The organism is Moritella sp. Urea-trap-13, assembly GCF_002836355.1.
GTDB lineage: Bacteria > Pseudomonadota > Gammaproteobacteria > Enterobacterales > Moritellaceae > Moritella.
This window is the reverse complement of sequence record NZ_PJCA01000031.1, coordinates 752,017-772,250: the sequence shown is the minus strand read 5'-3', so window position 1 is coordinate 772,250 and position 20,234 is coordinate 752,017. Positions and strand designations below refer to the sequence as shown.

The window sequence follows — 20,234 nt, the reverse complement described above, 5'->3', positions numbered from 1 at the left end:
CCGGATGAGTTATACCTCATCAGTTGGAATATGGATTTAAAGAGAGTAATTATGGAAAATATTGCAGTAGTAGGTATTGCTAATTTGTTCCCCGGCTCACAAGCGCCGGATCAATTTTGGCAACAATTGCTTGAACAACAAGATTGCCGCAGTAAGGCGACGGCTGTTCAAATGGGCGTTGATCCTGCTAAATATACCGCTAACAAAGGTGATACAGATAAGTTTTACTGTGTGCACGGCGGTTACATCAGTGATTTCAATTTTGATGCTTCAGGTTATCAACTCGATAATGATTATTTAGCAGGTTTGGATGATCTTAATCAGTGGGGGCTTTATGTAACGAAACAAGCGCTTACAGATGCGGGTTATTGGGGCAGTGCTGCGCTGGAAAACTGTGGTGTAATTTTAGGTAATTTGTCATTCCCAACCAAGTCATCTAATCAGCTGTTTATGCCTTTGTATCATCAAGTTGTTGATAATGCATTAAAGGCAGTATTACACCCTGATTTTCAATTGACGCATTATACAACGGCTAAAAAAACCCATGCAGATAATGCATTAGTAGCAGGCTATCCAGCTGCATTGATCGCGCAAGCTGCGGGTCTCGGTGGTTCACACTTTGCACTGGATGCGGCTTGTGCTTCATCTTGTTATAGCGTTAAGTTAGCCTGTGATTACCTGCATACGGGTAAAGCAGACATGATGCTGGCGGGTGCGGTATCAGCAGCAGACCCAATGTTCGTTAATATGGGTTTCTCGATATTCCAAGCTTACCCTGCTAATAATGTTCACGCCCCGTTTGATAAAAATTCACAAGGCCTATATGCCGGTGAAGGTGCGGGCATGATGGTATTGAAACGTCACAGTGATGCAGTGCGTGATGGTGATAATATCTACGCCATTATTAAAGGCGGCGCATTATCTAATGACGGTAAAGGCGAGTTTGTATTAAGCCCTAATACCAAGGGGCAAGTATTAGTATATGAACGTGCTTATGCCGATGCGGATGTTGACCCGAGCACGGTTGACTACATCGAGTGTCATGCAACGGGCACACCTAAGGGTGATAATGTTGAATTACGTTCGATGGAAACCTTCTTCAGTCGAGTAAATAACAAACCATTGTTGGGCTCAGTTAAATCTAACCTTGGCCATTTGTTAACAGCCGCTGGTATGCCGGGCATGACGAAAGCCATGTTAGCGCTAGGTAAAGGTCTTATTCCCGCAACGATTAATTTAAAACAACCGCTGCAATCTAAAAATGGTTATTTTACTGGCGAGCAGATGCCAACGACGACAGTGCCTTGGCCGACGACTCAGGGTGCAAAGGCAGATCGACCGCGTACCGCTGGTGTGAGTGTATTTGGTTTTGGTGGCAGTAATGCCCATTTGGTATTACAACAGCCAACACAAGTACTCGAGTCTGATGCTAGTGTGGCTAAACCACGTGAACCTCTGGCTATTATTGGTATGGACAGCCATTTTGGTAGTACTAGTAATTTAGCCCAGTTCAAAACCTTATTAAATAATAATCAAAATACCTTCCGTGAGTTACCAGAGCAACGCTGGAAAGGCATGGAAAGTAACGCTAACGTCATGCAGTCGTTACAATTACACAAAGCGCCTAAAGGCAGTTATGTTGAGCAGCTGGATATTGATTTCTTGCGTTTTAAAGTACCGCCTAATGAAAAAGATTGCTTGATCCCACAACAGCTAATGATGATGCAAGTGGCAGACAATGCCGCTAAAGATGCTGGTCTGGTTGAAGGCCGTAATGTTGCTGTATTAGTGGCGATGGGTATGGAGTTAGAATTACATCAGTATCGTGGCCGTGTTAATTTGACAACACAGATCGAAGACAGTTTATTACAACAAGGCATTAACCTTACGGTTGAGCAACGTGAAGAGCTGACTAATATTGCCAAAGACGGTGTAGCTTCGGCTGCTCAGTTAAATCAGTATACCAGTTTCATTGGTAATATTATGGCGTCACGTATTTCGGCGTTATGGGATTTCTCTGGCCCTGCTATTACGGTATCTGCTGAAGAAAACTCGGTTTATCGTTGTGTTGAATTAGCTGAAAATCTATTTCAAACCAGTGATGTTGAAGCTGTTATTATTGCTGCTGTTGACTTGTCTGGCTCAATCGAAAATATTACCTTACGTCAACACTATGGACCTGTAAGTGAAAGCAGCTCAGTAACTAACAATATTCTTGATCAGCAACAATGGCTGGTGGGTGAAGGCGCAGCGGCGATTGTCGTTAAACCGTCATCGCAAGTGACAGCTCAACAAGTTTATGCGCGTATTGACGCAGTTAGTTTTGCGCCGGGTAACGATGCTAAAGCAATTGCGATTGCGGCTGACAAAGCGCTAACGTTAGCGGGTATCATTGCTGGTGATGTAGTAAGTGTCGAAGCGCACGCAAGTGGTTTTAGTGCAGAAAATAGAGCTGAAAAAACAGCATTACCAACATTATACCCAAGTGCAAATATCAGTTCGGTGAAAGCCAATATTGGTCATACGTTTAATGCATCTGGTATCGCTAGTATTATTAAAACGGCGCTGCTCTTAGATCAACAAACGAGTCAAGCTCAACAAATGAGCTTATCGCCAGCGTCAAAAGGCAAGCATATTGCCATTAACGGTCTTGGTCGTGATAACAGCTGTGCACACCTTATTTTGTCGAGTTCAGAGCAAGCACATCAAGCAGCACCTGCGCCAGTTGGCAAGCAACGTCCGCAGCTTGTTAAAACCATTAAACTTGGTGGTCAGCTAATTAGCAACGCTATCGTCAATAGTGCGAGTGCGTCATTGGATGTTATCAAACAGCAGTTTGCAGGGAAAACCTTAGCTAAAGTGAACCAGCCTGTGGTGATGGACAACTTGGTACCTCAAGGTATTCGTGTCCGTTCAAGCAGTGAACCTGAGAGGGCCGTTATACCAGTAACTAGTCCACTCACTAATAAAGCGTCAGTAACGTCAACCATTTCTCAACATCAACATACAGCGCAGCCCTTAGCGGCCTCTAGCGTTGTTGGAGTGACAGTGAAAAGTAAAGCCAGTAACCAAATTCATCAGCAAGCGTCTACGCATAAAGCATTCTTAGAAAGCCGCTTAGCTGCACAGAAAAACCTATCACAACTTGTTGAACTGCAAGCTAAACTATCGGCGCAAACTGTAGGTGATCATACGCCTAAAAATACTGTGTTAACAACGCATGCTCCAGCGACGCCATTAACACTGGTATCTAATGTTGTTTCAAATAATGTAGTAGCGACGAATCTAACCAGTACAGAAGCAAAAGCGCAAGCAGCAGCAACACAAGCTGGTTTTCAGATAAAAGGACCTGTTGGTTACAACTATCCACCACTGCAGTTAATTGAACGTTATAACAAACCTGAAAAAGTGATTTACGATCAAGCTGATTTGGTTGAGTTCGCTGAAGGTGATATTGGTAAGGTATTCGGTGCTGAATACAATATTATTGATGGTTATTCGCGTCGTGTACGTCTGCCAACCTCAGATTATTTGTTAGTAACGCGTGTTACTGAACTTGATGCCAAGGTTCATGAATACAAGAAATCATACATGTGTACGGAATATGATGTACCTGTCGATGCACCGTTTTTAATTGATGGTCAGATCCCTTGGTCTGTTGCAGTAGAATCAGGCCAATGTGATTTGATGTTGATCTCATATATCGGTATTGATTTTCAAGCTAAAGGTGAGCGCGTTTACCGTTTACTTGATTGTGAATTAACTTTCCTTGAAGAGATGGCTTTCGGTGGCGATACTTTACGTTACGAGATCCACATTGATTCGTATGCACGTAACGGCGAGCAATTATTATTCTTCTTCCATTATGATTGTTACGTGGGTGATAAGAAGGTACTTATCATGCGTAATGGTTGTGCTGGTTTCTTTACTGACGAAGAGCTTTCTGATGGTAAAGGTGTTATTCATAACGACAAAGATAAAGCCGAATTTAGCAATGCAGTGAAATCATCATTCACGCCGTTGTTACAGCATAACCGTGGTCAATATGACTACAGTGATATGATGAAACTGGTTAATGGCGACGTTGCGAGTTGTTTTGGTCCGCAATATGATCAAGGTGGTCGTAATCCATCGTTGAAATTCTCATCTGAGAAGTTCTTGATGATTGAACGTATTACCAAGATAGATCCTACCGGTGGTCATTGGGGCTTAGGGCTGTTAGAAGGCCAGAAAGATTTAGACCCTGAGCACTGGTATTTCCCTTGTCACTTTAAAGGTGATCAAGTGATGGCGGGTTCATTGATGTCGGAAGGTTGTGGCCAGATGGCGATGTTCTTCATGCTGTCTCTTGGTATGCATACCAATGTTAACAATGCGCGTTTCCAACCGCTACCAGGTGAGTCGCAAACGGTACGTTGTCGTGGGCAAGTATTACCACAACGCAATACCTTAACTTACCGTATGGAAGTTACTGCGATGGGCATGACGCCACAGCCATTCATGAAAGCCAATATTGATATTTTGCTTGATGGTAAAGTGGTTGTTGATTTCAAAAACTTGAGCGTGATGATCAGCGAACAAGATGAGCATTCAGATTATCCAGTAACATTGCCGGGTAATGTGCAGCTTAAAACAATCTCGTCTGCTGCTGTAACGTCGAGCCCTGTTGCTTTGGCTACGACGAACAATGCTGATTTGGATGAACGTGGTGTTGAACCGTTTAAGTTTCCTGAACGTCCGTTAATGCGCGTAGAGTCAGACTTGTCTGCACAGAAAAGTAAAGGTGTGACACCGATTAAGCATTTTGAAGCGCCTGCTGTTACTGGTCACCATAGAGTACCTAACCAAGCACCGTTTACACCTTGGCATATGTTTGAGTTTGCGACGGGTAATATTTCTAACTGTTTCGGTCCTGACTTTGATGTTTATGCAGGTCGCATTCCACCTCGTACACCTTGTGGTGATTTACAAGTTGTTACTCAGGTTGTGGAAGTGCAGGGCGAACGTCTTGACTTGAAGAATCCATCAAGCTGTGTAGCTGAATACTATGTACCTGAAGATGCTTGGTACTTTACTAAAAACAGCCATGAAAACTGGATGCCATATTCATTAATCATGGAAATTGCACTGCAACCAAATGGTTTTATTTCTGGTTACATGGGTACGACGCTTAAATACCCTGAAAAAGATCTGTTCTTCCGTAACCTTGATGGCAGCGGCACGTTATTAAAACAGCTGGATTTACGCGGTAAAACGATTGTTAATAAATCAGTCTTGGTTAGTACGGCCATTGCTGGTGGCGCGATTATTCAAAGTTTCACGTTTGATATGTCAGTAGATGGCGAATTATTTTATACTGGTAAAGCGGTATTTGGTTACTTTAGTGGTGAATCGTTGACTAACCAACTGGGCATTGATAACGGTAAAACGACTAATGCTTGGTTTGTTGATAACAATACACCTGCTGCCAATATTGATGTGTTCGATTTAACGGATCAGTCTTTAGCGTTATACAAAGCGCCTGCAGGTAAACCGCATTATAAATTAGCGGGTGGCCAGATGAACTTCATCGATACTGTGTCTGTTGTTGAAGGCGGTGGTAAAGCGGATGTTGCTTATGTTTATGGTGAACGTACGATTGATGCTGATGATTGGTTCTTCCGTTATCACTTCCATCAAGATCCGGTTATGCCTGGTTCATTAGGTGTTGAAGCTATTATTGAATTGATGCAGACTTACGCGCTTAAAAATGATTTAGGTGCGCAGTTTACTAGTCCTCGCTTTGTTGCGCCGATGACGAAAGTTGATTGGAAATACCGTGGTCAAATTACGCCGCTGAATAAGCAAATGTCTCTGGACGTGCATATCACCGAGATCATTACTGAATCAGGTGAAGTAAGACTCGTTGGTGATGCGAACCTGTCTAAAGATGGCCTGCGTATTTATGAAGTTAAAAACATCGTGCTGAGTATTGTTGAAGCGTAAAGGGTCAAGTGTAACGGGGCTTAAGTTTAACGTGCTTAAGCGCCGCATTGGTTAAAGACGCTCTGCTCGCCGTGAATCCATCCATGGAGGCTTCAGGTTGGCATCCATGCCAACAAGAGCAGGCTTACTTTAATCAATACGGCTTAACAGGTTATGCGATCGCTTTAGATTATAAATGGAATAATTCAGTTGTTGAATTTAGTTATTAATTCAAATTTGAATAAAGAAGTCAGCAGCTGCAAAAAATAGGAAATAAGAATGTCGAGTTTAGGTTTTAACAATAGTAATGCGATTAATTGGGCGTGGAAAGTTGATCCAGCGTCAGTTCATACACAAGATGCAGAAATTAAAGCAGCTTTAATGGATCTGTCTAAGCCGCTTTACGTGGCGAATCGAGTTGCAAACAATGCTGCTGTAATGGGGATCGCTAACCATACGTCAATAGCAGGTACTATCAGCAATAATATCGATGTTGATGTATTAGCGTTTGCACAGAAGCTAACACCTGAAGATCTGGGTGATGATGCGTATAAAAAACAACATGGGGTTAAATATGCCTACCATGGTGGAGCAATGGCTAACGGTATTGCGTCGGTTGAACTTGTTGTCGCGTTAGGTAAAGCAGGGCTGTTATGTTCGTTCGGCGCGGCAGGTTTAGTCCCTGACGCTGTTGAAGATGCAATTCGTCGTATTCAAGCTGAATTACCAAATGGTCCTTATGCGGTTAACTTGATTCATGCGCCAGCAGAGGAAGCATTAGAGCGTGGTGCTGTTGAACGTTTCCTTAAACTTGGTGTTAAGACGGTAGAGGCTTCGGCTTACCTTGGTTTAACTGAGCATATTGTTTGGTATCGTGTTGCTGGTTTATCTAAAAACAGTGATGGGTCGGTTAATATCGGTAACAAGGTTATCGCTAAAGTATCGCGTACTGAAGTTGGTCGCCGCTTTATGGAACCTGCACCGCAAAAGTTACTGGATAAGTTATTAGCACAAAACAAGATCACCCCTGAACAAGCTGCTCTAGCACTTCTTGTGCCTATGGCTGATGACATTACCGCTGAAGCCGATTCTGGTGGTCATACTGACAACAGACCGTTTTTAACCTTGCTGCCGACTATCATTGGTCTGCGTGATGAAGTGCAAGCGAAGTATAACTTCTCTCCTGCATTACGTGTTGGTGCTGGTGGTGGTATCGGAACGCCTGAAGCAGCACTCGCTGCATTTAATATGGGCGCGGCTTATATAGTTCTGGGTTCTGTGAATCAGGCTTGTGTTGAAGCTGGCGCATCTGAATATACCCGTAAACTGTTATCTACGGTTGAAATGGCCGATGTGACTATGGCACCTGCTGCTGATATGTTTGAAATGGGCGTAAAGCTACAGGTATTAAAACGCGGTTCTATGTTCGCGATGCGTGCGAAGAAACTGTATGACCTGTATGTTACTTATGACTCGATTGAAGATATTCCAGCTGCAGAACGTGAGAAGATTGAAAAACAAATCTTCCGTTCAAACCTTGATGATATCTGGGATGGCACTATCGCTTTCTTCACTGAACGCGATCCTGAAATGTTAGCCCGTGCAATGAGCAGCCCTAAACGTAAAATGGCACTTATCTTCCGTTGGTATCTAGGTTTGTCTTCACGCTGGTCAAACACAGGTGAGAAGGGACGTGAAATGGATTATCAGATTTGGGCTGGTCCAAGTTTGGGTGCATTCAACAGCTGGGTGAAAGGTTCTTACCTTGAAGACTACACTCGCCGTGGCGCTGTAGATGTTGCTTTGCATATGCTTAAAGGTGCCGCGTATTTACAACGTGTAAACCAGCTGAAACTGCAAGGTGTTAGCTTGAGTACAGAATTGGCAAGTTATCGTACGAGTGATTAATATTGCTTGATGACACATGAACTAATGAAGCGCCTGAGGGCGCTTTTTTTATAAGTAAATTTTAAGAATTAATGTCACTGGTTTTATATACAGTTGTAATGGTCGTCGCCATAATTCATGAGTTTTTTCTGATTTATACTGCCAAATTATCTTTATTTCATATCTATAAAGAGTTTAATCGGTTGAAATATAGTGATTTATTTTCTTACCAATGGGTCTATATAAATATAATTCTGCTTTATACCTAGGTTTTACTTGATCTAGAATGGTTATTTTCGATTATCTAATTGTAATTAAAGATAAATTTGATATCGTTTGCAGTAATTTAAGTTATATGGGGTTCACATTATACAGAATTCCGTATAGTTAACTGTTATGTGCAGTACATCATCGAAAATTCGGAGTGTTCGGTTGGAATCCAAAAGCATTAAGAAATTCAAAGCAGATTTGATAAAAACCATTCCATTTTTCCCAAACAACAAGGAAACTTTGGAGGAGCTTTCTGCGCAATCTATTTCATCGATTCTTTTCCATTACATACATTGGGCATCTAGATTTATCCCTCAGAGAAAAAGAAAGATCATTATTGATCCACACCTGACCAGAGATAGGCGTTGGAAAGAGTTGAAGGGAAAAATCGAAAACGTTCTATCCGTTGTAAGGAACGGGGAAGATCTTACTCCATATTTGTCATTAAAAGCACACAAAAAAGGATACACACCAGCAGAACGAGTCAGAAACGGAGAAGCTGACAGCTGGGACGACAAAGACATGCTTTTAAGTACAATGGGCTTTCACCATTTACATCTGGGAGAAAAAATAAAAGAGGGTATCGCCGACAGAACAAATGAAGTGATTTTTGCTCATATCTCAAGAGAAGAATTCCGAGTCATGGCAATTTTTGATCACTCAGTATTTGACTCTACACAAGATGAAAATGGAAAGATGAATGCGGAACGAAGCCGCTTATGGGACATATACACAGAATACTCTTCAAGAGGAATCGATCCTGGTTCCGTATTTATCTCGAATCCAATAACGACTTCTGGGCACCCTATACATATTCATGGGATTACAAATCAATATACTCATGTGCTTAATGAAATTGATCCCAAAATTACTGATAGAGACTTTGAAAATGAAACTTATACAGAAACAAAGTTAGAAAAGCCAAAAAACAATAAGTTTATCTGGATGATGAACAATTTGGACTTAGGCATTCTCGATAAAAATAATAATTACTTTGTATTTCGCTATGGCCCAATATAAACCAAACAAGCACATAACGCCTAATTCCAGGTGACGCCTACGGCGCACCTGAATTAGGCGTTATGTTCAAAAAAGTTATTGTAAATTATTCTCGTGTGGAGTTTTTATGAAAAAGAAGTCGACTATTTTTATTTCATATAATCATCAAGATAGAAAAATTGTTGATGATATTGAGATTTTTTTCAAAGATGTTGGAGTTGAGTTATTCCGAGATATTAGACGTTTAGAATACAAAGACTCCTTAAAACAATATATGGATTCTGCCATTGAGAAAGATTATTTAATGGTAATTGTAAGTTCTGATTACTTTAGATCTGAAAACTGTCTTTATGAATTTAATCTATTGTTTGATGAAAAGCATAAAATATTGCCAATTGTTAAGGACTCAGAAACATACTCAAAAATTGTGATCACAGAAATTGCTAAATTTTGGAATGAAAAGTTCAAACAAATTGAGATGGATATTCGAGGTGTTGATGATTTAAGAATGGTCAGTCAGCTAGAGGAACAAAGAAGTAAGATTGAAAAAATAAAAAACAATATAATACCCATTGTTAAGTTTATAAAAGATACAAACTCTAAAACATATGAAGATTTTACTATGGAAGGTTTTAAATCATTATTAGAGTTTATTAAACTGCCAGAGTTATATGTGGCTAAATCCATACAAGTCATTAACAATAGAGATCCTAAAAAAGCAGCTTTTGATCAAAGTACTTTAGTTGAAATAGAAAGGGTACTAAAAAGCTCAAGTGATAAAAAAATTATACCCGAACATCTCTTTAAAAAAGCTGCGATACTTCAGCAGTATTCATATAATGATGACGCAAAAGTTGTTTATGAGCAAATTTTGAATATGCCGATGTTAGGTGTTGAGCGATTTGCTACGCTATCGAATTACGGGGCTTTACTAACAACTATGTATGCTAAATCGCATGACACAGAAATATTAACACACGCAAAAGGTATTTATGAAAAGCTTGTGAGTGAATTTCCTTCATATAAAGAAGTTAATGGTAATTACGCAGGATTTGTTCTCTTTCATTTTAATGATTATGGTACAGCAAAAATATATTATGAAAAAGAATTAAGGATTAACCCAACACACGTTGGAGCTTTACATGATTATGCCATGTTGCTATCTATGAGATTAAATAATCCTGAATTGGCAAGGGAACTTTTAGAAAAAGCCTTACAGATTAAACCTAATGACAATAAGTTAATATGTAGTTATGCATTTCTACTTTCTAATAATATAACAAACAATTTGGATGTTAATGCTGCCTCGCAAGCCTTCGAGAAGATATTAAAAACTGAAAAAATTGATAATGGCTTATTGTATGCTGCATATAAAAATTATGGAATATTTTTAAAGAATGTTCTTGGAGATTCAAAATTAGCAGAAGAGTGTGAAAAAAAAGCTCTTGTTTTAGAAGCGAAAATTCAAGGATTATAGCGAAAATTGAACAAGCCCGAGCCTTTCTTATTATAGTAAATAACGTGTTTGATCTTGATGGGTACTTAGTCTTGGGGAAGAGCAGTTGATTGTGGCGATTTAATATAGAGAGGGATTCGAACCAACGCACCAATTTTGTAACTGATTGTTTCGTTATCGTATTTTTCCCTTGGTAAATTGCTTTGACGCCCCGCACATCTTCAATATAAGCGACCTCAATAAATGATCTGTGGGTGTCCATGCTAATGAAAACTATGTTATGTTTACTCATGCTAGTCCCCACTAATATTTTCTTAACAAATATATATGGCTCTGGTTTTTAAAACTAACCCACGAAGTTGGAGGCTAGCACCTAGTGGGGACTCATTATGTCTATGTTTTGGGAGAGAACCGTGGTTTGTTCATGTTGTGAAAAAGGCATATCTAAAGATCGCCCCAGAATCTGTCCTGAATGTACGCATATATTCAAGGGTAATGGTTGGGATGGTATTGATGCTCATTGGAGAGCTAAGCATGAAGACGTAATGCCTTATAAAGAATTCTGGTACTCTTTGTGTAAAGAGCATAAAAATAGAGAATGTATTATGAGCCGAGAAAAAAGTTAGAAGAATTTGAAGCTAAGTTAGCTAAAACCATAAAATGAAGGGATGCCTCACAAGGTAAAAACAGATCAAATTATGCTATGGCAAGCACGATGATTGATTAGATAAGAAAACAAAAACAGTCACTTTAAGCGACAAAAAATAACAAACGCCTGCAATCTGACCTTCGTCTACTTGCGGGTGTTATGTCGAAAAGGAAGTTATGAACTATTGGATTATATGTGGTGCGGTTGTAACATTTATAGGCGGAGCTCTCTCTACCTATGGGTTATTTATCCAGCAACGTAGTGATTTAATGAAAGATCAGCAAATTGAAAAATTTCAGAATGAAGCAAAAAGAAGCCTCTTAGGTCTATCGGAAACAAGTACTAGCACATTAGAAACCACTAAAGCAATTAGCGATAAAATTTCTAAGTCAAGTAACCCTGAGGTTTTACTTACCGGCATTGGTATTGACAAGGAAAATAGTCAATACGTTTTTCATATAGAAAATGTAGGAGGTTCAACTGCTGAAACAGTTGAACTTCATTTGGATTACTCTGTTCCTGGCGGGAAAGGTAGAACCATAAGTAAAAATCAAGTGATATCAGGAAGGGAAACAATTATAAAAAGTGAAGTGTTACCACATTATTCCATGTTAATTAACGCGGCGGAAGGGCGATATGTTCAGTGGAAAAAGGAATATGATGACCACATTAATCAATTTAAAGCAGGTGAAAAGGCATTTGTTACTCACATTGAATTAGTTTATTTTTGGGGTGAGAAGAATACAAAATCCGAAAAATATGGTTTGGTTCATACGAGAGATGGTATTGAGTGGTATAATGACTGTTGTGGTGACACACTCAAAAAATATCAGCATTAGTGTCGACTTTGAAGTACAACATAACATGTAAGAATCGGTGTCGAGCAGGCGACTCCTATTCGAGTATTAAGCAAGCCCAGCTGATCGAAATTGAGCTAACTAACAGACCTGTTATTAGTCATGAACTAGCCAATCTTCACCATAAATCCTATATATCCATTCAACTTGTTAGAAGACTTATAGCAAGCCTCTGAATTAAAACTATCAAGGCTGTCATGCCATTTACTGCTAATCGCCTGCTAGTATATGGTTAACTAATTAGAGGGCGTTAGACTTATAAGGAGTTACTGTGAATCCAGCACCGATTAAAGAACTTATTACTTTTGATGATTTCGCTAAGTTAGACATCAGAGTTGGTCGAATTACTCTGGTTTCGGAAGTAGAAAAATCAAATAAACTAATGAAATTAACCGTCGACTTTGGTGATCATACTCGTTCAATACTTACAGGTATTAAACAGGAACGACAGGATCCTCGTGAAATTGAAGGTAAACAAGCGTTGTTCGTGGTGAATCTGCCAGAAAGAAAAATGGCGGGTGAATTATCGCAAGGAATGTTATTTGATATTGGCTATGAAGATAAGCTTACTCCTTGTTTAGCTATGCCTGAAACCGAAATGCCTAATGGTAGTCGAGCTGGTTAATATAAGCCCGACAAGTTATTAATCACACCTATGTATTTAAACTTATCTTTACGAGTCTTGGTATAAACAATTATGACAAATCGACAGCCTCAGAAAATATCAACGACCGTATTGACGCTCAATGATCTTGCTGAGTTGGCAAACTATTCTCTCATGGACACACTCAACTGTGATCCTGATGCCACAGAAAACGGTGTCGACCACCAGCCGCGACAAGTATTCTCCGGCCATTACGTGCCCGTTAATCCGACACCAATCAAAGACCCTGAGTATGTAGCGCACAGCAAAAGCTTTTTTTCCGAGCTTGGCTTTGCCGATAGTATGGCTGAGTCCTCTGACTTCGTCCGTATGTTCTCTGGCGATATGTCACAGGCTCCAGAACCGATGCGCAAGGTCGGTTGGGCTACTGGCTATGCACTATCTATCTACGGCACTGAATACATACAGCAATGCCCATTCCGAACCGGTAACGGATATGGAGACGGTCGTGCAGTTTCTGTGCTTGAGTCCGTTATTAAAGGTCAACGCTGGGAAATGCAGCTGAAAGGTGGCGGTCGCACGCCATATTGTCGAGGCGCAGACGGTCGCGCTGTCTTACGTTCTAGTATTCGCGAGTTCTTGGCTCAGGATCATATGCATGCACTGGGAGTACCTACAACACGGTCTTTAAGTTTGTACGTTTCAAAAACGGAGACAGTACAGCGACCATGGTATTCGGAGGGGTCGCGTTCGGAAAATCCTGACATGATGATATCTGAAGCTGTCGCTATCTCGACACGTGTCGCACCGTCGTTCATCCGTGTCGGCCAACTCGAACTTTTCGCTCGCCGTGGCCGTAGCAACCAACACCCGAAAGCGATGGAAGAACTCGAGAAGATTATACTGCACTTGATTGATCGTGAGTACGCTGATGTTGTCGATAAGCATCTCAGCACTTCAGAAAAAGTGGTGTTGCTGGCGCGTGAGTTTCAACGCCGCCTCACATCACTGATGGCGAACTGGATCCGTGTCGGCTTTTGTCAGGGTAATTTCAATAGCGACAACTGCGCTGCTGGTGGTTTTACACTTGATTATGGTCCTTTCGGTTTTTGCGATGTGTTTAACCCGCATTATCAGCCTTGGACGGGTGGCGGTCGTCACTTCTCGTTCATGAACCAACCAAACGCCGCGCAAAGCAACTTCGACATGTTTTGTTCTGCTTTACGGCCATTATTGTTATCGCATCAAGATTCGATGCTAGAGCTCGACGAGATCCAAAGCGGATTTTCGCAAGTCATGCAGACTAAAATGAAAACGATGTGGGCTGCCAAACTCGGGCTGGAACTGGATATAGCTGTAGAGCTAGAAATAAACAGTGGCACTTTGAATACAGCATCTCACCAGGCAAGTTGTAACGAACTCATCAGTGAGCTAGAAACTTTGATGATGCAAACGCCTGTTGATTACACTATTTTCTTCCGTGAGTTGTCGTCAATACCCGACGACATTGGTCCGCTCAAGAAAAGCTTTTACAACCCTTTATATAACTCTAACGATAGAGATGTCAAAGAGATGGATAAGCGCTGGACAGAGTGGTTGGAAAAATGGAAATCTCTGCTCAATATTTCTAGTGATACTAATGACGCGAATACTGCTTCGCCAAGAACCAGTGAGGACATCTCTAGGCAGATGAAGCTCGTCAACCCTAAATACATTTTGCGAGAGTGGTTTGTTAAGCCGGCTTATCAGCAAGCAACGGCGGGAAATTATGCTCTAATTCGAGAACTGCAGGACGTGATGACACAACCATATGCAGAGCTGTCCAAGGAGATGGAGGATAAATACTATAGGTTGAAACCAGCTGAGTTTTTTGCGGTGGGTGGCTTGTCCCATCTTAGTTGTTCGTCGTGATTCATTAGTGAATGTGGCGTTATGTAAATCAAACGGTTCTTTTGCGCTTAGCGAGGCGCGATAGACCAATCGTATCGTTAATACCATTATCCTTACTATATTCAGCCATTTCTAATACCTACCTTTTTGTAAAATAACTCAAACGAAGCGCTGTGTTGAATGGGTGTTTATATTGAATAAGCAGTGACGGTTATACTTTAATATGGAAGTTAGGTGGACTATGAGTTTTTGGACAAAAGCATTTGGTGGCGTGGCTGCAGAACCAATTGATGCATTGGGTTCTGCAGTGGATAAAATATTCACTAATGATGAAGAACGAATGCAGGCACAAGCGATGCTCGATAAAATCGCGCAGCAACCAGCCATTCTACAGACCGAGATTAATAAGATTGAAGCTCAGCATCGTTCACTATTTGTCGCCGGTTGGCGTCCTGCAATTGGTTGGGTATGCGCTATTGGTCTAGCTTTTCCATTCATCTTAAATCCGTTAATAGAGTGGGCTGGTGGCACTGGTCCTAAAATCCCAATGGATCAACTCATGGAGTTAGTCGTGGCACTACTTGGGCTTGGCACATTGCGAACATTTGAAAAGCTGGCGGGCAGGGCAAAATAACAGGCATGCGTTTACTTTGTAGCCTTTAATCGCGAGATCAAAAACGGTATCGACAATAGGTAAAAATCTAATCTCTGGCGGTTAACATTTATTAATATTAGAAACAAAAAACGCCAGCAAATGCTGGCGTTTTAAAGATTAATGTCAATTATTACATCATACCGATATCACGTAGTAGATGCGGCGATAAGCCTTTTAATTGAATATCTAATGATGTTTCTTTTTTATCACTAAATAAAATGTCTTTAGTGTGTTTAATCAGTCCTTTGATAGAAACAGCATAAGCTTTTTTATCTAAAGCCAAATCTTGTGGGATCATATTGATGTGTGCTGCGTGTGCCATATTAGCCTCTACCTGAATTTAATAATTTATGTTTTAACTGGGTGATGTATTTGCTCATCTGGTGAACATAGTAGCGCATTAAATAACCATGCAATAATGATAAAAATTATTACTAAGCATTAGTTTTACTTATGTATGTGACGCCGCCAGTAGCTTAATAAATAATCATTCACTTTAATTGCATATAAATTGGATTACTTACTCCAAAGGTAGTTAAATTAAGCACTTGTTACATTAGCGTAACAATTTTACGTTATTAAAATAGCCATAATATAGCAATAAAAAATAATTATGAGTCTTTAATATTCAACATAGATGAATTTAATTCATTAGATATACTATTGCTTTGAATTGCGGTTTACATACGTATTTCGTATATTTTTTAGTGAATTGAAATTATTTGGTCGATTTTATTAACATATAAAAGAAATAAGTGACTTGTACTTAAGTAAACGTTAATTTAGTGACATAAAATTCAGCGGAATATTCATCAATTATATGTTCACATCAGTTCGCCATACCACAACTGCTCACGTGAAGACGATTTATAGTCTGATATGAAATCATCTGTTAATGGGGTCGGTAATAATCAGATAATTAATTATCGTGATAGCTTACTGTTAAACCAAGTTCAGCATCAAGGGTAGCGATGAGATCACTATCGATATTTTATAAGTTTTAGCGCACAAAACAGAACTATTTAAAGCTCTCAAGAAGGCGATAATTTGATAATGAATTATCGCCTTGTTACTATTATGAGACTTTAAATGACTGAGATATAAGATATGACACGGAAGAACATATTGATCACAGGCGCAAGTTCAGGGTTGGGCCGAGGTATGGCCATCGAATTTGCAAAATCAGGTCATAACTTAGCACTTTGTGCACGTAGACTTGATAATTTAGTTGCACTGAAAGCAGAACTCTTAGCCCTCAATCCCCACATCAAAATTGAAATTAAAGCTCTTGATGTCAACGAACATGAACAAGTCTTCACTGTTTTCCATGAATTCAAAGCTGAATTTGGTACGCTTGATCGTATTATTGTTAATGCTGGATTAGGCAAGGGCGGATCCGTCGGTACAGGTTTTTTCAAAGCTAATCTGCAAACAGCACAAACTAATTTTATTGCGGCGCTCGCACAGTGTGAAGCGGCGCTCGAAATCTTTAGGGGGCAAAATGCTGGGCACTTAGTGACTATTTCTTCTATCAGTGCAGTACGAGGATTCCGCCGTGCGTTAACTGTGTATGCAGCCACTAAAGCAGCACTAACATCATTAACTGAAGGCATTAGGATTGACGTGATGGATACGCCAATAAAAGTGAGTTGTGTCCATCCTGGATTTATTCGCACTGAGATGAATGAAAAAGTAAAAACAGCCCCATTCATGATAGATGCTGAAGCGGGTTGCAAAGCGATAGTGAAAGCAATTAATAAAGAAAAAGCGAATAGCTATGTACCAAGTTACCCTTGGGCTATTATGCATTTACTGCTACGTGTGGCACCTACGAGTTTGATTCGAAAAATGAGTTAACACGCTATGGTTACTGCTTCAAAGGTTAATCTGGCTTCAACTCCCACCAACACATAACAGAACTAATACGAAGATGCATAGGGTACTGCGATACCCTTATCCCAATACTGAGCTAGAACCACCTGCTTGGCAGGTGACTCTAGTATTGCTAGCTGTTACATCCCATAGCGGAATGTTTTGCCGGCATTAACCATATCGCGATGTACAGGAGCGAGTGCATTGGCGTAGGCGGCGAGCAGTCGTATAGTATATTCGCTACGAGCATGCAGATGCTGGTCGGTACATTTATACTCAGCTGTCAGAATATCTTCGCAGTCACGAAAAATCAGATGATCCGGTAGAAAACACGCATGATTATTCTTGTTACCAGTCATACGTAACTCACTGATCGGATAGACACCATTGATACTGGCTGAAACGCTCACCAAAAGTGTTGCTTTGTGAGCCAGTTCCTCATCGGATGTCAGCATTAAAAAGTTCTTCAGTGCAGGCGTCGCCATTCCATGCCATTCTGGGGTAATAAAAATGAAGGCGTCTGATTGCTTAAGAATTTGAGCAACAGGTTTCCATTGATCCCACTCCTCAGTGCCTTGCCATACACCCTCATTCCAAAGCGGTAGATTCAGTTGGTGTAAGTCGAGCACCGTAGCCTTGTCAAAATGAGGTTCAGCGAGCGTTTGTAGGTAATTGGCGACATTCAAGCTTTGGGAATGCGCTCTTTGACTTCCTGATACGATAGTAATGTTCATATTAATTCCTTTTTATGGTTTGAAGTTGTAGTAAATGATTGGCTTGTGGGGATGAACGAGGCGCAGCCAGCACAATTGAAAATAAAATAACTAAAGCGCCAAGTAATTGAGGCCAAGTCAGCGTTTGATCTAGGATTAGATATCCAAGAAAGCAGGCTGAAACACTGCTTAGAAATCCGAGAAAAGAGACCGTCACCGGAGGCAGTTTTTCGATACCGCGAAACCAGAGAAAGTAACCTAAAATGGCACCAATCAGGCTCAGATATCCATAACCAAAATAGTTGATAGGCGTAAGTTGGGTTGGAACGCCTTCTAGCCAAATTGAGACCGGTAACAACATTATGCCGCCAAATAACAATTGCCAACCTGTGAATCCAAGCATTGTCATGCCTGTAGGACGGCCCCATTTTTTTGTTAGTACCACGCCTGAACCCATGCTCAACGCGCCGAGTATCGCGATCAATACGCCTTCGATATTAAGTTCAGCTGAGCTGTTTAGCACCAGTAATCCAATGCCGAGAATACCTAATCCACTCGCTGCCAACTGTTGTGGTGTGAAGTTGGTATTCAGCAGGTATCTACTCATGGTCATTACAATAAGAGGCTGGATCGACATCACCATCGATGCCATTCCACCTGGCAGATAGGTGGCTGCGAAAAATAAACAATAGAAAAATAACCCGATGTTTAGAAAACCTAGCACTGCCATACGACGCCACCATAATCCAGTAGGACATGCTCGGCTAATAAGCACCAGTAACACACCAGCTGGTAGCGCTCGTATTGTTGAAGCAATAAGCGGACTGTCTGGTGGGAGCGCTTCTGTTGTCACTATATAAGTACTGCCCCAGACAATAGGCGCAATTGCGGTTAACCCTATAGTCTTAATTTGCTGGATCCTGTTCATAATTCGCCCTGACTAATTAGTTTGTTGTCTTTAAGTAAAGTGTCTTTTGCAAAAGTTACTTTCTATAAAGTAATTGAGTTTTCATCTTTAATCAAGTATCTTTTTGAAAAGATATTTATTTGAGAGATAAAAATGTCATCAGACAAAGTAGATAAAATCCTCGCTCAATGGCTCACGGTTAGGCCTGACCTAGATTGTTCTGCAATGGGTGTTGTCGGGCGATTACGTAAAACCAGCGGTGTATGGAAGAGTAAGTTGGATCCTGTTTTTCAAGAGCATGGGCTGAGCAATATTGAATTTGATATTTTGGCTACGATGCGCCGCAGTGGTACTTCACCTGTCACACCGACTGAGTTGTATCAGACTCTGATGCTCTCCTCTGGTGCAGTCAGTACGCGTATCGAAAAGTTGGTGAAAAGTGGTTTTGTGCAGCGTATTGCCAGTGAACATGACAGACGTAGCTGTAAAGTGACACTGACCAAAGAGGGCATTGAGTTGGTGGACACAGCGTTGAATGCGCATGTTGCTAATATGGATAATATATTGGAGGTACTTAGCCACCAAGAACAGGAACAGTTGGCAAACTTGTTAAGAAAAATACTGTTGGCAGAGCAATAACGAACAGTAGCTTTTCCTTATATTTTCTAATATTAGAAATCTATTTTCGTATAACATGATTTACAGGGATGAATCGAAAACGGTGGTCAGTATTGCTTAGCCAATACAACTCGAACATAACAAGTCCATTACTAGCATGTAGAGGTAATATGAAAAAGGTTCTCATCATTGGAAACTCTGGTTCGGGTAAGAGCTGGCTGTCGGGACAGTTATCGCAGAAGCTACAGTTAAAAGAAGTCAATTTGGATGCGATTGTATGGGAGCCGGGTGGCTACAACCAAAAGCGAACTCCAGAAGTAATTGAAAATGAACTTGCTAGTTTAAGTTCGGAGCATTCTTGGGTTGTTGAAGGGGTATTTGGTGCTTTAGCTGAACAACTCATTTCCTCCGCTGATACGCTATTATTCTTGGACTTAGATTGGTCAGTGTGTGAGAGCTCTCTGCGCGCCCGAGGTTCAGAAAGCTCCAAGCAATTCAATGCCAATCAAGCTGAAAATAACTTTACTGAGCTATTAATCTGGGCTTTCGAATACTCAAATAGAACATCAAAAAGCTCACGGCAATTCCATAATCATCTTTTTAGTCATTTTTCTGGTGTCAAGGTACGCTTTACTAGACGCTCAGAGGTCAACGCCTTTATTGCGGGAACAACAACTATTCTGTCCATCAATGGCTTAGGCTGACATGGCTAAGCCGAATTTTCCCCAAAGTGGCTTAGAGTAACAGCTCACCCACAATATATTCATATCGATTTACCATACATTTTATCATGCAAAATTTACCAACTGAGTTGATCATATTTATGCATAAAGAAAACGGTTAGATAGGATGATTTTATACAGTGTTATTCGCATTTTGGTGAACGTAATCTC

At 40.6% G+C, this 20,234-nt stretch carries 14 protein-coding genes; 11 read left to right on the top strand and 3 right to left on the bottom strand.

The window, feature by feature from the left end:
- The first annotated feature begins 51 nt into the window (after positions 1–51).
- The 8 genes from CXF93_RS11390 to CXF93_RS11345 all read left to right on the top strand — a co-directional run bounded on the left by CXF93_RS11390 (position 52) and on the right by CXF93_RS11345 (position 15,210).
- The gene (locus CXF93_RS11390) at positions 52–5,985 is read left to right on the top strand and encodes a beta-ketoacyl synthase N-terminal-like domain-containing protein (protein WP_101062625.1); all 5,934 of its coding nucleotides are present in this window, start codon (positions 52–54) and stop codon (positions 5,983–5,985) included.
- 258 nt (positions 5,986–6,243) lie between these two features.
- Positions 6,244–7,872, top strand: a complete 1,629-nt coding sequence (locus tag CXF93_RS11385; protein WP_101062624.1) for a PfaD family polyunsaturated fatty acid/polyketide biosynthesis protein — start codon at positions 6,244–6,246, stop codon at positions 7,870–7,872.
- A gap of 411 nt (positions 7,873–8,283) precedes the next feature.
- Positions 8,284–9,141 (top strand): hypothetical protein, encoded by an 858-nt coding sequence (locus CXF93_RS11380; protein WP_101062623.1) that lies wholly within the window; start codon positions 8,284–8,286, stop codon positions 9,139–9,141.
- 106 nt (positions 9,142–9,247) lie between these two features.
- A complete protein-coding gene (locus CXF93_RS11375; RefSeq protein ID WP_101062622.1) occupies positions 9,248–10,597 on the top strand; it encodes a toll/interleukin-1 receptor domain-containing protein in 1,350 nt (449 codons plus the stop codon).
- Positions 10,598–11,401: 804 nt separating this feature from the next.
- Positions 11,402–12,064, top strand: coding sequence for a hypothetical protein (locus tag CXF93_RS11360; RefSeq protein ID WP_101062620.1), 663 nt, complete (start codon positions 11,402–11,404; stop codon positions 12,062–12,064).
- Between the two features lie 289 nt (positions 12,065–12,353).
- A complete protein-coding gene (locus CXF93_RS11355; protein ID WP_101062619.1) occupies positions 12,354–12,707 on the top strand; it encodes a tRNA-binding protein in 354 nt (117 codons plus the stop codon).
- A 72-nt stretch (positions 12,708–12,779) separates the two neighbouring features.
- Positions 12,780–14,597 (top strand): YdiU family protein, encoded by a 1,818-nt coding sequence (locus CXF93_RS11350; protein ID WP_101062618.1) that lies wholly within the window; start codon positions 12,780–12,782, stop codon positions 14,595–14,597.
- Positions 14,598–14,817: 220 nt separating this feature from the next.
- Complete coding sequence (locus CXF93_RS11345; protein ID WP_101062617.1) at positions 14,818–15,210, top strand: 3TM-type holin; 393 nt, start codon at positions 14,818–14,820, stop codon at positions 15,208–15,210.
- A gap of 151 nt (positions 15,211–15,361) precedes the next feature.
- Here the strand turns inward: CXF93_RS11345 and CXF93_RS11340 are convergent, their stop codons facing one another.
- A complete protein-coding gene (locus CXF93_RS11340; RefSeq protein ID WP_101062616.1) occupies positions 15,362–15,553 on the bottom strand; it encodes a hypothetical protein in 192 nt (63 codons plus the stop codon).
- Positions 15,554–16,338: 785 nt separating this feature from the next.
- On the opposite strand from CXF93_RS11340, the gene CXF93_RS11335 reads away from it, so the two are divergent.
- Positions 16,339–17,088: an SDR family oxidoreductase gene (locus tag CXF93_RS11335; protein WP_101062615.1), complete on the top strand. Its 750-nt coding sequence runs from the start codon at positions 16,339–16,341 to the stop codon at positions 17,086–17,088.
- Positions 17,089–17,243: 155 nt separating this feature from the next.
- Here the strand turns inward: CXF93_RS11335 and CXF93_RS11330 are convergent, their stop codons facing one another.
- Both CXF93_RS11330 and CXF93_RS11325 read right to left on the bottom strand, forming a co-directional pair.
- Positions 17,244–17,837 (bottom strand): NADPH-dependent FMN reductase, encoded by a 594-nt coding sequence (locus CXF93_RS11330; RefSeq protein WP_101062614.1) that lies wholly within the window; start codon positions 17,835–17,837, stop codon positions 17,244–17,246.
- Between the two features lies 1 nt (position 17,838).
- Positions 17,839–18,744: an EamA family transporter gene (locus CXF93_RS11325; protein WP_101062613.1), complete on the bottom strand. Its 906-nt coding sequence runs from the start codon at positions 18,742–18,744 to the stop codon at positions 17,839–17,841.
- Between the two features lie 132 nt (positions 18,745–18,876).
- Here CXF93_RS11325 and CXF93_RS11320 point away from each other — a divergent pair, with 132 nt between their 5' ends.
- Together CXF93_RS11320 and CXF93_RS11315 are read left to right on the top strand one after the other, a co-directional pair.
- Positions 18,877–19,362 (top strand): MarR family winged helix-turn-helix transcriptional regulator, encoded by a 486-nt coding sequence (locus CXF93_RS11320; RefSeq protein ID WP_101062612.1) that lies wholly within the window; start codon positions 18,877–18,879, stop codon positions 19,360–19,362.
- 149 nt (positions 19,363–19,511) lie between these two features.
- The gene (locus CXF93_RS11315; RefSeq protein WP_101062611.1) at positions 19,512–20,045 is read left to right on the top strand and encodes an AAA family ATPase; all 534 of its coding nucleotides are present in this window, start codon (positions 19,512–19,514) and stop codon (positions 20,043–20,045) included.
- Positions 20,046–20,234: the final 189 nt, after the last annotated feature.